Origin of the sequence: Mesorhizobium sp. M1E.F.Ca.ET.045.02.1.1, from assembly GCF_003952485.1 — a bacterium.
GTDB lineage: Bacteria > Pseudomonadota > Alphaproteobacteria > Rhizobiales > Rhizobiaceae > Mesorhizobium.
In genome coordinates this window covers 4,528,708-4,544,068 of record NZ_CP034447.1, presented here as the reverse complement: position 1 = coordinate 4,544,068, position 15,361 = coordinate 4,528,708, and the positions used below count along the sequence as shown (strand labels likewise).

Below are 15,361 nucleotides of genomic sequence, written 5' to 3'. Positions count from 1 at the left end.
ATGCATATCCTCACCACGACATCCGCCTCGCTCGACGATCTCGCCGAGCCGATCGATCTCAGGCAGACGCCTGCGGATGTCGTGGCGCTGTCCTTCACCGACAGCGACCTCGCCGGCCTGGCCGCTGCGTGGAAAGCGGACGCGGAACACCTGCCGTCGATGCGGCTCGCAGCACTTCGCGACCTCCGCCACCCGATGTCGGTCGACCTCTGGATCGACAGCGTCGCCCGTCATGCCAAGGTCGTTCTGGTCCGCATCCTCGGCGGCTACGACTGGTGGCGCTATGGCTGCGATCAGCTCGCGACGGTGGCGCGCGAGCGCGGCATCAAGCTCGCGCTGCTGCCCGGCGAAAGCCATGACGAGGATCAGCGGCTGATCGAGGGCTCGACGCTGCCACGCGCCGAGTTGGACGCCTTGCTCGGCTATTTCCGCGAGGGCGGCCCGGCCAATATGCGCGCGCTGGTGCAAAGGCTGGCGCGGCTTGCCGGATCGGATGCGGCGGTGGCCGAACCGGTCAGCGTGCCGAAGGCGGGTTATTACGAGCCCGGTCGCGGCGTGGTCCCCCTCCCCCTTGAGGGGAGGGTCCGGCCGCAGGCCGGGGGTGGGGTCCTCCGCGACACGCGCCGGCACCATGAAGAACGACCACAGGAAGAGACGTTAAGCCCAGTCGTCCCGACCCCTCCCGGCCCTGCGGGCCACCCTCCCCTCGAGGGGGAGGGAAACGCCGCGTCCATCATCCCGATCCTCTTCTATCGCTCCATGCTACTTGCCGCCGACATAGCGCCGATAGATGCCCTCGCGGAAGCATTGCGGCTGCAAGGCATGGCCCCGGTGCCGATCTTCGTGTCCAGCCTCAAGGATAGAGCCTCGCTGGATTTCGTCGAAACCGCCCTCGCCTCGCTGAACCCGGCCGCCATCATCACCGCCACCGCCTTCGCCTCCGGCGCGGAACCCGGCGCCGAAACACTTTTCGACCGCGCCGGCGTGCCGGTCTTCCAGGTCATCGTCGCCACGACGAAGCGCGAGGTCTGGGAGAAGAACCAGCGCGGCCTGGCGCCAGCAGACCTCGCCATGCATGTCGTGCTGCCAGAACTCGACGGCCGCATCCTGGCCGGCGCGATTTCATTCAAGGGCGAGATCGAAGCCGATCCGGCGCTCGCCTTCCGCGCCTTCGCCAACCGGCCTGAAGCCAACCGCGTCGCGCAGGTCGCCAAGCGCACCGCGATGTTCATTCGCCTGCAACGGACCGAGCGGGCCAAGCGCAAGCTGGCAATCCTGATTCCGGACTATCCGAGTGCCCCAGGGCGTACGGGCTATGCCGTCGGCCTCGACGTGCCGTCGAGCGTGCTCGCCATGCTGCATGACTTGAAGGAACAGGGCTATGCGGTTGACGGGATTCCACAATCGCCGCGCGCGTTGCTGGATGCGCTGGAGATGGGCGGGCAAGGGTTGAGTCTAGACGACTATCGGTGCTTCTCAGCGGAACTGCCGATGGCAGTGATAGACGCGGTAGAGGCCGCATGGGGTGAGGCAGAGGGCGAGATAGGGTTGCGCGAGGCACCCCCCTCTGTCCTGCCGGACATCTCCGGCAGGACAGAGGGGGGTGTTCACGCGCTAACTCTGGCGAGCTTCCCCTTCCGCGCCGCGACCTTCGGCAACATCACCGTCGCGCTGGCCCCCGACCGCGGCCGCTCGGCCGACCGCCGCGCCGACTATCACGACCCCACTCTCCCTCCCCGCCACGAATTGATCGCCTTCGGCCTCTGGCTGCGGAAATCGCTCGGCGTGCACGCCATCGTCCATGTCGGCGCGCACGGCACGCTGGAGTGGCTGCCGGGCAAGACGGTCGCGCTATCGGAAAGCTGCTTTCCCGAGATCGTCACCGGCTCGCTGCCGGTCATCTATCCCTTCATTGTCTCCAATCCCGGCGAGGCGGCGCAGGCCAAGCGCCGGATTTCGGCCGTCACGCTCGGCCATCTGCCGCCGCCGCTGACCGGGGCCGGCCTCGACGAGGCACAGCAGAAGCTCGAACGCTTGGTCGACGAATATGCCCAGGCCGACGGGCTCGATCGCCGCCGCCGCGATCGTCTGGCGCGGCTCATAGTCGAGTCCGCGCGGAAATCCGGCCTGGCGACAGAAGCAGGCGTTGCCGGCACCGACGCTCCGGACGAGGCGCTGCGCCGCATCGACGCCTGGCTGTGCGACCTCAAGGATTTCGCCGTCAAGGACGGGCTGCATGTCTACGGCCGCGCGCCGGAGGGCGAGGTCGATCCGCTGCGGCGGCAAAGCGCGGAGGCCGAAAAGGCCGCACTGCTCGAAGCGCTCGACGGCCAGCACATCAAGGCCGGCCCCGCCGGCGCTCCGGCGCGCGGCCGCTCCGACGTGCTGCCCACCGGCCGCAACCTCTTCACCTCCGACCCGCGCACCATGCCGACGCCGACCGCCTACGATCTCGGCCAGGCGGCTGCGGAAGAAGTGGTGCGCAGCTACATGCAGAGCCATGGCGACTGGCCGCGTTCGCTGGTCATCGACCTCTGGGGCTCGGCCTCATTGCGCACCGGCGGCGAGGAGATCGCCCAAGGCCTGGCGCTGATGGGCTGCCGGCCGCAATGGGATGCAGCGACCGGCCGCGTCACCGGCATCGAGGTGCTGCCGCCGGCGGCGCTCGGCCGGCCGCGCGTCGACGTCACCTGGCGCATCTCTGGCCTGTTCCGCGACATGTTCCCGACCCAGATCGCGCTGATCGACGCCGCCGCCAACGCGGTCGCCGGCCGCGACGAAGACGATACCGAAAATCCCCTCGCCGCCGCGACGCGCGCGCAGGGCAAAATCGGCCCGCGCATTTTCGGCACCTCACCCGGGACCTATGGCGCCGGTGTCGAGGATTTGCTGTCGCGCGGCGAATGGGGCGTGCGCGAGGAGATCGGCCGCGCCTATCTCGAGGCGACGTCGCATGCGTACGGCGGCGCCAACGGCGAAGCGATTTCCGCCCCCGGCGCCTTCGAGGATCGCGTCGCCGAAGCCGATCTGCTCGTCCACACAGGCGATGACCCCGGCCGCGACATTCTCGAAGGCTCCGCCGATGTCGCCTTCATCGGCGGATTTTCGGCCGCCCTTGCAGCACTTGGCAGGAATGCCGATGTCATCGTGCTCGACACGACTGATCCAAAGAAGCCGAAGCCGCGCTCGGTTGGCGAGGCGGTTTCGCGTGTGGTGCGCGCCCGCGCGGTCAACCCGCGCTTCATCGCCGGCCAGATGCGTCACGGCCCGCGCGGCGCTTCGGAATTCGCCGAGACGGTCGACCGTCTCGTCGGCTTCGCCGAGACCACGCATGCGATATCGGGTGCGCTGATCGAGGCGGTGCACGACGCTTATCTCGGCGACTTGGAAGTCCGCGCCTTCCTCCTGCGCGAGAATCCCGCCGCCGCGAAGGTCATTGCCGAGCGGTTCCTGTCGGCGCGGCGTCGCGGCCTCTGGCATCCGCAACGCAATTCCATCGACGACGATCTCACGGCACTCATTGCCGAAGCCCAGGGAGTGGCGGCATGAACGCCTTTTCGCGCCGCGGCGCCTGCCCCGCTTTGTCCGCCCCGATGCAAACCGGCGACGGGCTGCTGGTGCGGCTCAATCCGGTCGCTGGAGGACTTTCCCCCAAGTCGCTGATCGGACTCTGCGAATCCGCGCTGCGTCACGGCAACGGCATCATGGAAGTGACCGCCCGCGGCAGCCTGCAGATCCGCGGCCTGACGGCGGCAAGCGCGCGGCTGCTGGCGGCGGAAGTGGATGCGCTGGGCATCGAGGTGCGCAGCGGTGTTCCGGTCGAGATCGGGCCGCTGGCGGGCATCGATCCGCAAGAGATCGCCGACCCGCTTCCGTTGGCCGAGCGGGTCCGGATGGCCATCGAAGAAGCCGGACTAACGCAGCGCTTGGGACCGAAGGTTTCGGTGATTGTGGACGGTGGTGGGCAGTTGGCCATGGATGAGCTGATGGCCGATGTAAGGCTGGCTGCGGTGCAGGCCACAGCGGGCGTCCAGTGGAGCGTGTCGGTTGCCGGAGATGGCCGGACTGCGAAGCTTCTCGCGACAGTCGATGCCGATACTGCGCGCGACATCACTGTGGCAGCGCTCAGGATGATTGCCGAGAAAGGTCGAGAGGCGCACACGCGGGATTTGTCTCGGAGGCAGCTCGGTTCACTCGCAAGTTGGCACTCCGTCACACCCCCCTCTGTCCTGCCGGACATCTCCCCCGCAAGGGGGGAGATCGGCAATTCCGCCGGCGGCTCAGCTCTTGCACCGCCGGCGATTGGCGAAAGCCGAGATGAGAGAGCAATCTCCCCCCTTGCGGGGGAGATGTCCGGCAGGACAGAGGGGGGTGCGCAGGAACGCCAACCTTCGAAAAGCCCCATTGGCATTTTTGATCTCGCGATCACCCACGCCCTCGGCATCGGCCTGCCCTTCGGCAGCATGCCGGCCGAGAAGCTCATTGAACTGACCCGACAGGCCCTCGTCTTCGGCGCCACCGAAATCCGCCTCGCCTCCGGCCGCGCCCTGCTCTTCCTCGGCCTCTCCCCGTCCGCCTGCCCAGCCCTTCAAGCCTCAGCCGCCACCCTCGGCTTCGTCACCTCCGCGACCGACCCGCGCACCCGCATCGCCGCCTGCCCAGGCACGCCCGCGTGCTCTTCCGGCCGCATTGCTACCCGCGCCATCGCCGAGACAATCGCGAAGGAAAGCGCCGACCTCCTCGATGCCTCGCTCACCCTGCACATTTCCGGCTGCGCCAAGGGTTGCGCGCATCCAGGCTCGACAGTGTTGACCCTGGTCGGCGACGAAAAAGGAGCCGGACTTGTCGTGGACGGGACGGCAAAGGCCCTTCCTGCCGGATACAGGCCGGGCTATGACGCCGCGCGCGGGGTCGCCGGCATTGCCGAGGCGGTCCGCGAGCAACGACATCCCGGCGAGACTGCAGCCGCGTGCCTTACAAGGCTTGGCGCGGCCGGCCTCGCTGAACTCTATCGACGGAACTGAAGAATGGACGCCTACGACTATATCCATGACGGGATGGCGATCTACGAGCGCTCCTTCGCCATCATCCGCGCCGAGGCCGACCTTTCGCGCTTCTCCGAGGCGGAGGCCGATGTCGCGATCCGCATGATCCATGCCTGCGGGCAGGTCGAAGCCGCCGGCCAGTTCGTCTTCTCGAAGGGTTTCGTCGATGCGGCCCGCGCGGCGCTTGCCGCCGGCGCGCCGATCTTCTGCGATGCGGAGATGGTCGCGCATGGCGTCACGCGCGCCCGGCTGCCGGCCGGCAATGAGGTGATCTGCACGCTGCGCGACGCGCGCACCGCCGATATCGCCAAACAGATCGGCAACACGCGCTCGGCCGCCGCGATCGACCTCTGGGGCGAGCGCATGGCCGGATCGGTCGTTGCCATCGGCAACGCGCCGACCGCGCTCTTCTATCTGCTCGAAAAATTGCGCGACGGCGCGCCGAAGCCGGCCGCGATCATCGGCATGCCGGTCGGCTTCGTCGGCGCCGCCGAATCCAAGGATGCGCTGGCCGAGAATTCCTATGGCGTGCCCTATGCCATCGTGCGCGGCAGGCTGGGCGGCAGCGCCATGACAGCGGCGGCGCTTAATTCGTTGGCGAGGCCAGGCCTGTGAACGCTCTCCCGAAAGGACGCCTGGTCGGCGTCGGCACCGGCCCCGGCGATCCGGAACTGCTGACGCTGAAGGCGGCGCGCGCCCTGGCCGAGGCCGATGTCGTTGCCTACTTCGCCAAGCGCGGCAACAACAGCAATGCCCGCGCCATCGTCGAGGCGCGCTTCCGGCCGGATATGATCGAGCTGCCGCTGCTCTATCCGGTGACAACCGAGATCGACAAGGATCACGACGACTACCGTTCGCAGATCACCGATTTCTACGAGCAATCGGCCGAGCAGATCGCCGGGCATCTTGGCGCCGGCAAGATGGTCGCGGTGCTGTCGGAGGGCGATCCGCTCTTCTACGGCTCCTATATGCATCTGCATGTCCGCCTTGCGCACCGCTTCCCGACCGAAGTCATCCCCGGCATCACCGCCATGTCGGGCTGCTGGTCGGCAACCGGCTTGCCGATCGTCCAGGGCGATGACGTGCTGACCGTGCTTCCGGGCACGATGAGCGAGTTCGAACTGACGCGGCGCCTCGCCGACACCGATGCCGCCGTCATCATGAAGGTCGGCCGCAACCTGCCAAAAATCCGCCGCGCGCTGGAAGCGTCCGGCAAGCTGGCGAAAGCCGTCTATGTGGAACGCGGCACCATGTCGGGCAGCGTCTCGATGCGGCTCACCGAAAAGCCGGACGACAAGGCGCCCTATTTCGCCATCGTTCTGATCGCCGGCTGGTCCGCCCGTCCCGGAGCCCCCGGAGCAAAGCCATGAGCGGCCGCCTCACCGTCATCGGTCTCGGTCCCGGCAATGCCGACCAGGTCACGCCGGAGGCAAGCCGCGCCGTGGCCGAGGCTTCCTTCTTCTATGGCTACAAGCCCTATCTCGATCGGCTCGAGCTGAGGGAGGACCAGACCCGCGTCGCCTCCGACAATCGCGAGGAGCTCGCCCGCTCCAACGAGGCACTCGCCAAAGCGGCCGAAGGCCACAACGTCGCTGTCGTTTCCGGCGGCGACCCCGGTGTCTTTGCCATGGCAGCCGCCGTCTGCGAGGCGATCGAAGCGGGTCCGCAGGAGTGGCGAGCCATCGACCTCGCCGTCGTCCCTGGCGTTACTGCCATGCTTGCGGTTGCCGCCCGCATCGGCGCGCCGCTCGGCCATGATTTCTGCGCCATCTCGCTCTCGGACAATCTGAAGCCTTGGGACCTGATCGAGCTGAGATTGCTGGCGGCGGCCGGCGCCGGCTTCGTCATCGCGCTCTACAATCCGATCAGCAAGGCGCGCCCCTGGCAGCTCGGCCGCGCCTTCGAATGCCTGAGAGCGATCCTGCCCGGCACCACGCCGGTGATCTTCGGCCGCGCGGCCGGCCGGCCGGACGAGCGCATCGAGGTGTACCTGCTGGCTGACGCCGATGCGGAAAAAGCCGACATGGCGACCTGCATCATCATCGGCTCGCCCGAGACCCGGATCATCAAGCGCGGCGAACGCCCAGCGCTGGTCTACACGCCGCGTTCGGCAACAGGGTCGAAAAGATGATCGACTTTTGCGGCCAGTTGATCGACGGTTTGGGCCGAAGGAACGTCCGGCAGAGGCGGCCGGCGCACCATGATCACCTCGATGCCGAGCGCCCGCGCCGCGGCGATCTTGCCGTAGGTCGCCTCGCCGCCGCTGTTCTTCGACACGACAACATCGATGCCGTGCTTTTCGAGCAGCGCCCTTTCATCTGCTTCCGGAAACGGCCCGCGCGCCAGCAGGTAGACCGCATCCGGCACCGCCAGCTTCGGCTCCACCGGATCGACGCTGCGGATGAGATAGCGATGCTGCGGAGCAGCCTCGAAGGCACCGGCCTCCTGCCGGCCGATCGCCAGGAACACGCGGCGCGCGGCGGTGCCAAGCGCCCGCGCCGCTTCGGTGACGCTGTCGACCAGCGTCCAGCGATCGCCCGTGACCGGCTCCCAGCCCGGGCGACGCAGGGCGAGGATCGGCAAACCGGTTTGCCTGGCCGCTTCAGCGGCATTGGCCGAAATGCGCGCCGCGTAAGGATGCGTCGCGTCGATCAGCAGATCGATGTGTTCTTCACGGAGATAGCCCGCAAGCCCTTCCGCGCCACCGAAGCCGCCGACGCGCATCGGCACGCCCTGCGCGACGGGACTTTCGGTGCGGCCGGCCAGCGACAGCGTGACCGAGAAATCCGCGCGACGGGTAAGCTTTCCCGCCAACTGCCGGGCTTCGGTGGTTCCGCCGAGGATCAGAATGTTCTTCATGGGCACCATGATGCGCAGCGCCTGCGCTGCCCCTCACCCTTACCCTCTCCCCGTAAGGACGGGGAGAGGGGGTCGGCAGCGTTGCAGCCAGTCTCCTTCTCCCCGTCACTATACGGGGAGAAGGTGCCGGCAGGCGGATGAGGGGCGGCGCGGCATGTCAAAAAAAAAGCAGCCAACGCGGAAATGGCTGACCATCGTCGGTATCGGCGAGGACGGTGTAGCGGGTCTCGGCGACGAGGCCAAGCAGCGGATTGCCGAGGCCGCAGTCGTTTTTGGTGGCAAGCGGCACCTCGGGCTCGTCTCAAGCTTGGCCAAGGGCGAGGCGCGCCCTTGGCCGACGCCGTTCGACGCCGAAATGCGCGACGTGCTGGCGCTGGCGGGCAAAAACGTCTGCGTGCTTGCCTCCGGCGACCCATTCTTCCACGGCGTCGGCGTCACGCTGGCGCGCAAGGTCACGCCGGATGAGATGCTCGTGCTGCCGGCACCGTCGTCGCTATCGCTGGCCGCTTCTCGTCTCGGCTGGGCTCTCCAGGATGTCGAAGCAATCTCGCTTCACGGCCATCCGATCGACCTCATCCGCCCCCTGCTCCATCCCGGCGCGCGCATCCTCGCGCTCACATCGGACGGCGACGCACCGGCGGCCATCGCAGGACTGCTCGACGAGAATGGCTTCGGGCCTTCGCGATTGACGGTCCTTGAAGCGCTCGGCGGTCCCGAGGAAAAGCATCGCACCGCCCGCGCCGATGCCTTCGATCTCAAAAAAATCAATTCGCTCAACGTGCTGGCGCTTGAAGTTGAATCGACGACGGATGCGCGCATCCTGCCTTTGACCGTCGGCCTTGCCGATCATCTGTTCGAGCATGACGGCCAGATCACCAAACGAGAGATCCGCGCCATCACACTGTCGGCGCTGGCGCCTCGCCGCGGCGAGTTGCTGTGGGATATCGGCGCCGGCTCCGGCTCGATCGGCATCGAATGGATGCTCGCCCACCCTTCGATGCGCGCCATCGCCATCGAGGCCGACGAGGAGCGCGCCGCCCGCATCCGCCGCAACGCCGCGCATTGCGGCGTGCCCGGCCTTGTCGTGGTCGAAGGCACGGCACCCAAGGCGCTCGCCAAGCTCGAGACGCCGGACGCGATCTTCATCGGCGGTGGCGGCAGCGATGCCGGCGTGCTTGGGAAGGCGATCAAGGCGCTGAGTGCCGGCGGCCGGCTCGTCGCCAACGCGGTGACGCTGGAGATGGAAGCGCTGCTTCTCGATCAGCACACCAGGCGTGGCGGCGACCTCACCCGCATCGCGCTTTCGCGCGCGGCACCGGTCGGGTCCATGCAGGCCTGGCGTCCGGCCATGCCGGTCATGCAATGGAGCTGGGTGAAGCCATGATGGTCGCGGGCATCGGCAGCCGGAAAGGTGTGACGGCGCGCGACGTGCGCGCCGCGATCGAGACCGCGCTCGAAGCGCACGGGCTGGCGATGACAGCACTTTCGGCGCTCGCCACAGGCGAAGTCAAACGCGAGGAGGAAGCGATCTTCCTCGCCGGGCGCGACCTCGACCTGCCGGTGATCGTTGTCACCGACGACGCGTTGCAGGCCGCTTCCGGCGGCACAGTTAGCCATTCCGAACTGTCAGAGACTCATGCCGGCACGCCGTCGGTTTCGGAAGCCTCGGCGCTGGCAGCGGCCGGCAAGGACGCAAAACTGCTCGGGCCGCGCACCGTGCTCGGCCCGGTGACCTGCGCCATCGCTCTTGGCGGAGGCACCGCATGACGGTCCATTTCATCGGCGCCGGCCCGGGCGCGGCCGACCTCATCACCTTGCGCGGCAGTCGCCTGCTGGCGACCTGCCCCGTATGTCTCTATGCCGGCTCGATCGTCGCGCCGGAACTGATCGAACATTGCGCGCCGGGCACCAGACTGATCGACACCGCGCCGATGTCGCTCGACGAGATCGAGGCCGAATATCTCGCCGCCCACAAGGCCGGCCAGGACGTCGCGCGCCTGCACTCCGGCGACCTTTCGGTCTGGAGCGCGGTGGCCGAACAGATAAGGCGGCTGGAAAAACACGGCATTCCTTACACGCTGACGCCGGGCGTCCCCTCCTTCGCCGCTGCCGCTGCCGCGCTGCGCCGCGAGCTCACCATTCCCGAGCTCGCCCAGAGCCTCGTGCTCACTCGTGTCTCCGGCCGCGCCTCGAAAATGCCGCCCGGCGAGACGCTTGCCGGCTTCGGCCGCACCGGCGCCACGCTGGCCATCCATCTTGCCATCCACGCCATCGACAGCATCGTCGCCGATCTGACGCCGCTCTACGGAGCCGAGTGCCCGGTAGCGGTCGTTTTCCGCGCCTCCTGGCCGGACGAGCGCATTCTGACCGGCACTCTGGGCACCATCGAAGCGCAGCTCGCGGAAAACCCGATGGAGCGCACGGCGATCATCTTCGTCGGCAGCGCCTTGGCCGCGCAGGATTTCGGCGAAAGTTCACTTTACGACGCCCACTACCAGCGGCGTTTTCGCGGACGGGACGGATTGTGAACTACGGCGCCAACAGAAACGGACGGGCAACGGTCGAGCAGGCACTGGCGCGGCTGAACTTCAAGCCGCGCGCGCTGGAGCCCGGCCATGTCTGGCTGGCCGGCGCCGGCCCCGGCGATCCCGGCTGCCTGACTCTGGAAGTGCTGGCGGCGCTTGGCCAGTGCGACGCGCTGGTTTATGACGCGCTGGTCTCGCCCGATGTCGTGGCGGTTGCTGAAGGCGCCGAGCTTTTCTACGCGGGAAAGCGCGGCGGCCAGCCCTCGATGAAGCAGGACGACATCAACGCCCTACTGGTGCGTCTTGCCCGCGAAGGCCGCCGCGTCGTGCGCCTGAAGGGCGGCGATCCCTATATTTTCGGCCGCGGCGGCGAAGAAGCTTTGGCGCTCGCGCGCGAAAACATTCCGTTCCGGGTGTTGTCCGGCCTGACCTCCGGCCTGAGCGCCTTGGCCGCGACCGGCATTCCCGCCACCATGCGTGGCATCAACAAGGCCGTCATCCTCGCCACCGGCCATGCCGCGGGCACCGATGACGACATCGACTGGGCCGCGATCGCGCGCACGGGCCAGCCCGTCGTCGTCTATATGGGCATGGCCAATCTGCCGGTGATAGCGGCGAAGCTGCTCAGCGGCGGCCTTGCGCCCTCCACTCCTGCCGCCGTGATCGTCGCGGCGACCACGCCGCAAGAGCGCATCGTTGTCGCAACGCTCGTGACAATCGCCGAGGCGGCCGCGGCCGCCGGGCTCGCCTCGCCGGCGCTGATCGTCGTCGGCGAGATCGTCGCCATGCGCGCGGCACTGGCAGGTGGATTGTGACCGCCCGCGCGATCATCATCGGCGCGCCGCGCTCCGGTTCGGGCAAGACCAGCGTCACCATCGGCCTGCTGCGCGCGCTCGCCCGGCGCGGACTGAAGGTGCGCGGCGCGAAGTCCGGGCCGGACTATATCGACCCCGGCTTCCACGCCGCCGCCACGGGCCTGTCAGGCGTCAATCTCGACGGTTGGGCGATGTCCCCTTCCCTGCTCAACGCTCTGGCCGCACAGGCAGCGGAGGATGCCGAATACGTCATCCTCGAAAGCGCGATGGGTCTGTTCGACGGCATCCCCGCTCCGCAAGGCCGATCGGGCTCGGCTGCCGATCTCGCCAGGCTCTATGGCTTGCCGGTGCTTCTGGTGCTCGACGTTTCTGGACAGTCGACCACGGCGGCTGCCGTAGCCAAGGGTTTTGCCACCTACGATCCGGATGTGCGCATGGCCGGCGTCGTGCTCAATCGCTTGGGCAGCGAACGCCACCGGCGATTGTCGGGCGACGCGATCGAGGCGATCGGCTTGCCGGTGGTCGGCGCCATCATGCGCGACCCCACCCTTAACCTGCCGGAACGGCATCTCGGTCTTGTGCAAGCCGGCGAATACGAAAACCTGATGGCGCATCTCGACCGGCTGGCCGATATGGTCGAGAAGTCGCTCGATATCGACGCCATCCTGGCGTTGGCGACACCGCTGGAACCGGCGGCTGGCGACTTCGGCGATGCATTGCAGGCGCCGGGACAGCGCATCGCGCTGGCCGAGGACTCTGCCTTCACCTTCCTCTACCCGCATGTCGCCGCGCATTGGCGCATGGCCGGCGCCGAGATCGTGCCCTTCTCCCCTCTCGCCGACGAGGCGCCGGCCGAAGACTGCGATGTCTGCTGGCTGCCCGGTGGCTATCCCGAATTGCATGCCGGCAAGCTTGCGGCCGCGACGAACTTCCGCGCGGGAATGGTGCGCTTCGCACAGACAAAGCCCGTGCACGGTGAGTGCGGCGGCTTCATGGTGCTGGGCGAGGTGCTGGAGGACGCGGACGGCCAAAGCCACAACATGCTCGGCCTGCTCGGCCACTCGACCAGCTTCGCCAAGCGGAAGATGAATCTCGGTTACCGTGAGGCGCGCCTACGCGCCGCCTGCCCGTTGGGGCCCGAAGGCACGCTGATCCGCGGTCATGAGTTCCACTATGCGCAGATGACGGCCACCGGCAATGACGAGCCGCTGGCCGACCTCGCCGACGGCCAGGGCAACCCGCTTGGAGCCTCCGGCTATCGACGCGGCCATGTCAGCGGCACCTTCTTCCACGCCATTGCGAGGGGCGCATGAGCCCTTCCGCACCTCGGCAATTGCTTGACGATATCGGCCTCAGCCTCGTCTTCTTCACCAGGTTGAGGCTGCCGTCTAGCGATTTCGGCGGTCGCAGCCTTGCCGACGCGATCTGGGCGGCACCCTTTGCCGGTCTCGCCGTCGCCATCATCGGCGCGCTCGTCTACGCTGTCGCTTCCGGGCTGGGTGTAGCCACCGGTCCGGCCGCAGCGCTCGCCCTTGCCGCGACGATGCTCGCCACCGGCTGCCTGCACGAGGACGGACTTTCCGACATCGCCGACGGCTTCGGCGGCGGCAAGACGCGCGAGAAGAAGCTGGAGATCATGCGCGACAGCCGCATCGGCGCCTATGGCGCCGCTACCCTCGGCATCTCGCTGCTCATCCGCTGGAGCGCGCTGTCCGCACTGGCCGGCCCCAGCCATGTGTTCCTGGCCCTCCTTGCTGCTCACGCCGCCTCGCGCGGGCTGTTCGGCGCCTTCATGCATCTTCTGCCGCCCGCCCGCTCCGACGGTCTTTCCGCCACTGCCGGCACTGTCAGCGCCGAGACCGCTATCATCGGCGCGGCACTTGGCGCCGTGTCGCTATTGGCGCTCGGCCTTGGCGGCGCGATTGCCGCACTCGTCTTGCTCAGCCTCTCGTTTACCGCCTTCCGCGCGCTTTGCCACCGTCAGATCGGCGGCCAGACCGGCGACACGATCGGTGCGCTGCAGCAGCTCGGCGAGATCGCGGTCCTGCTCGTTGCCTCAGTTTCCCTATCCCTCTGACTCTCCACTGGAGACATTGCCCCCATGTCGTTCAAATCGCTCGAAGACCTTCGCGCCGCCTGCCTCGATCTGCCCGCCGGCAGCGACGCCGCCGCTGGTGCCGTCGCCCGACGGCAGGACACTCTGACCAAGCCGCAAGGCAGCCTCGGCCGGCTGGAATCGATCGCCGCCTGGCTGGCCCGCTGGCAAGGCCGCGAAATGCCGAAGCTCGACGCAGTGAAGGTCTTCGTCTTTGCCGGCAACCACGGCGTCACCGCGCAGGGCGTGTCGGCCTATCCGTCGGAAGTCACGGTACAGATGGTGGCGAACTTCGCCGGCGGGGGTGCTGCCATCAACCAGCTCGCCCGTGTTGCCGGCGCCAAGCTCGATGTCATCCCGCTCGATCTCGACCATCCGACCGGCGATTTCACGCAGGTGCCGGCCATGGACGAGCAGGCCTTCCTCGCCGCCGTCTCGGTCGGCTATGACGCCGTGACCAAGGACCTCGATCTCGTCTGCTTCGGCGAGATGGGCATCGGCAACACCACGCCGGCCGCCGCGATCTCGGCCGCCCTCTTCGGCGGCGGCGCGGAAAAATGGACCGGCCGCGGTACCGGCGTCGACGACGCAGGCCTGATCCGCAAGATCACCGCGATCGAGGCCGGCCTCAAGCGCCATGCCGATTCGCTCTCCGATCCATTGAAGATTGCCGCGGCACTCGGCGGACGCGAGCTTGCAGCGATTTTCGGCGCAACGCTCGCCGCCCGCCGCAACAATATCCCGGTGCTGCTCGACGGCTTCGTCTGCACCGCCGCCGTTGCACCGTTGGCAAGGCTGCATCCGACCGGGCTTGCCCACACCATCGCCGCTCATGTCTCGGCCGAATCGGGCCACCGCCGCCTGCTCGAAGCGCTCGGCCTGCCGCCGCTGCTCGACCTCGGCATGCGGCTCGGCGAAGGCTCCGGCGCCTGCCTTGCGGTCAACATCGTCCGCTCGGCGCTGGAATGCCATGCCAGGATGGCGAGCTTCGCCGAGGCGGGTGTATCGGAGAACTGACAAGCGGCAAGCCGGTTGAAGAACCAGCTTAGCACGCGGGCCGCATGATCTGATCTAGGCCGTTGTTGAATAGAGTTCCTTCGCAATCGGCTCCGGTTTTCCTGGAACTCTTAGCGCGGCTCAGCGTTTCACGGAATCGCTGAACCGCTCTAAGTATTTGTTTTTACGCAATTCCTGACGGAAAACCGTTACACACTTTTCCTGGAATTGCTCTAGCCAGCGGTGTGACCAAATACCTTTCGGCGGTACTTCTTAAAGGCCCACTCTGAGCGCTTGTACCAGAGTGGCCTTTGCCGCTTCGGTGAGATCGATGTAGCAAAGCGGCCGTTGTGGGTGCCTTGTTCGACGATCGGCCTTTCGAACCACAGAATTTCTGTCCCGGTCTCTCGGTCGCTATCATTGACTTCCCAGTCGATCGGCCGGACCAGTTTGCTGGCGCTGAACCACTGGCATCGAGCCTCGGCGGCCGACCGCGTGAGGATATAGGAATCCGTGCATCTGGAGTGCTTCCCGGGATACAGGAACTGCCCCTTCCTCAGCGTGGATCGCGGCGTGTAGTAATTTCCGCCATTTCCAAGGTATACGACTGCCTTCCGGTCCGTTCCGATTTCCTTGAGGCAGTCGGCCAAGCGTGTGACGAAGTTGCGAGCAAGAAACACATCATCTTCGAAGACCAGGCAATACGGCAGATCGGTTTTCAGGAAGTCATGCCATATCCCGATATGCTTACGCGACAGCGACACCTCCGCGGCCCTCCCTGAACGCTGCTCCTCATCGAGAAGGTCGGCAATGTCATGATCCAGATACCAGTTTACCGGTACGCCGCGACTGCCAAATTCCGCAACAATGTGCCGCTCCCGGTCTTCATAGCCGGTTTTCACATGGCATATACGAATAAAGACTTGGTCTTTGAACATAGCCCCACCCCCCTTGGGCTCACCGCTATATCCTATTTTTATAGATTGTCACCTTAGCGATAGACGATTAGCCGCCTGCTGCTTTGAC

The 15,361-nt window shown here is 67.0% G+C and carries 14 protein-coding genes; 12 read left to right on the top strand and 2 right to left on the bottom strand.

The window, feature by feature from the left end; all coding sequences use genetic code 11:
* The 5 genes from cobN to EJ070_RS21800 are packed head-to-tail and all read left to right on the top strand — an operon-like array spanning position 1 to position 7,176.
* Positions 1 to 3,549: a cobaltochelatase subunit CobN gene (gene cobN, locus EJ070_RS21820; protein WP_126093197.1), complete on the top strand. Its 3,549-nt coding sequence runs from the start codon at positions 1 to 3 to the stop codon at positions 3,547 to 3,549.
* Entirely contained in the window at positions 3,546 to 5,024 is a 1,479-nt protein-coding gene (cobG, locus tag EJ070_RS21815; RefSeq protein WP_126093196.1) for a precorrin-3B synthase, read from the top strand. The genes cobN and cobG overlap by 4 nt, the downstream gene beginning before the upstream one ends.
* Before the next feature lie 3 nt (positions 5,025 to 5,027).
* Complete coding sequence (locus EJ070_RS21810; RefSeq protein WP_126093195.1) at positions 5,028 to 5,660, top strand: precorrin-8X methylmutase; 633 nt, start codon at positions 5,028 to 5,030, stop codon at positions 5,658 to 5,660.
* Positions 5,657 to 6,415, top strand: a complete 759-nt coding sequence (locus EJ070_RS21805) for a precorrin-2 C(20)-methyltransferase (protein WP_126093194.1) — start codon at positions 5,657 to 5,659, stop codon at positions 6,413 to 6,415. Before EJ070_RS21810 ends, EJ070_RS21805 begins: the two co-directional genes overlap by 4 nt.
* On the top strand, positions 6,412 to 7,176 hold the full coding sequence (locus EJ070_RS21800) for a precorrin-3B C(17)-methyltransferase (RefSeq protein WP_126093193.1): 765 nt from the start codon (positions 6,412 to 6,414) through the stop codon (positions 7,174 to 7,176). Before EJ070_RS21805 ends, EJ070_RS21800 begins: the two co-directional genes overlap by 4 nt.
* On the opposite strand, the gene EJ070_RS21795 is transcribed toward EJ070_RS21800, so the two are convergent.
* The gene (locus EJ070_RS21795) at positions 7,140 to 7,904 is read right to left on the bottom strand and encodes a cobalt-precorrin-6A reductase (protein WP_126095858.1); all 765 of its coding nucleotides are present in this window, start codon (positions 7,902 to 7,904) and stop codon (positions 7,140 to 7,142) included. The genes EJ070_RS21800 and EJ070_RS21795 overlap by 37 nt on opposite strands.
* A gap of 154 nt (positions 7,905 to 8,058) precedes the next feature.
* Between EJ070_RS21795 and cbiE the strand changes: the two genes are divergently transcribed.
* From cbiE to cobT, 7 genes are read left to right on the top strand one after another with little or no spacing between them, the layout of a single operon-like run.
* A complete protein-coding gene (gene cbiE, locus EJ070_RS21790) occupies positions 8,059 to 9,288 on the top strand; it encodes a precorrin-6y C5,15-methyltransferase (decarboxylating) subunit CbiE (protein ID WP_126093192.1) in 1,230 nt (409 codons plus the stop codon).
* Positions 9,285 to 9,671, top strand: a complete 387-nt coding sequence (locus tag EJ070_RS21785) for a cobalamin biosynthesis protein (protein WP_126093191.1) — start codon at positions 9,285 to 9,287, stop codon at positions 9,669 to 9,671. The genes cbiE and EJ070_RS21785 overlap by 4 nt, the downstream gene beginning before the upstream one ends.
* Positions 9,668 to 10,432, top strand: coding sequence for a precorrin-4 C(11)-methyltransferase (cobM, locus tag EJ070_RS21780; RefSeq protein WP_126093190.1), 765 nt, complete (start codon positions 9,668 to 9,670; stop codon positions 10,430 to 10,432). Before EJ070_RS21785 ends, cobM begins: the two co-directional genes overlap by 4 nt.
* The gene (gene cobA, locus EJ070_RS21775) at positions 10,429 to 11,244 is read left to right on the top strand and encodes a uroporphyrinogen-III C-methyltransferase (RefSeq protein ID WP_245464642.1); all 816 of its coding nucleotides are present in this window, start codon (positions 10,429 to 10,431) and stop codon (positions 11,242 to 11,244) included. The genes cobM and cobA overlap by 4 nt, the downstream gene beginning before the upstream one ends.
* Complete coding sequence (locus EJ070_RS21770; protein WP_126093189.1) at positions 11,241 to 12,557, top strand: cobyrinate a,c-diamide synthase; 1,317 nt, start codon at positions 11,241 to 11,243, stop codon at positions 12,555 to 12,557. Before cobA ends, EJ070_RS21770 begins: the two co-directional genes overlap by 4 nt.
* Positions 12,554 to 13,321 (top strand): adenosylcobinamide-GDP ribazoletransferase, encoded by a 768-nt coding sequence (gene cobS / locus EJ070_RS21765; protein WP_126093188.1) that lies wholly within the window; start codon positions 12,554 to 12,556, stop codon positions 13,319 to 13,321. Before EJ070_RS21770 ends, cobS begins: the two co-directional genes overlap by 4 nt.
* Before the next feature lie 24 nt (positions 13,322 to 13,345).
* Positions 13,346 to 14,356 (top strand): nicotinate-nucleotide--dimethylbenzimidazole phosphoribosyltransferase, encoded by a 1,011-nt coding sequence (gene cobT, locus EJ070_RS21760; RefSeq protein WP_126093187.1) that lies wholly within the window; start codon positions 13,346 to 13,348, stop codon positions 14,354 to 14,356.
* Positions 14,357 to 14,568: 212 nt separating this feature from the next.
* Here cobT and EJ070_RS21755 read toward each other — a convergent pair whose 3' ends face one another.
* Positions 14,569 to 15,273, bottom strand: coding sequence for a glycosyltransferase family 25 protein (locus EJ070_RS21755; protein WP_126093186.1), 705 nt, complete (start codon positions 15,271 to 15,273; stop codon positions 14,569 to 14,571).
* Between the last annotated feature and the right edge of the window lie 88 nt (positions 15,274 to 15,361).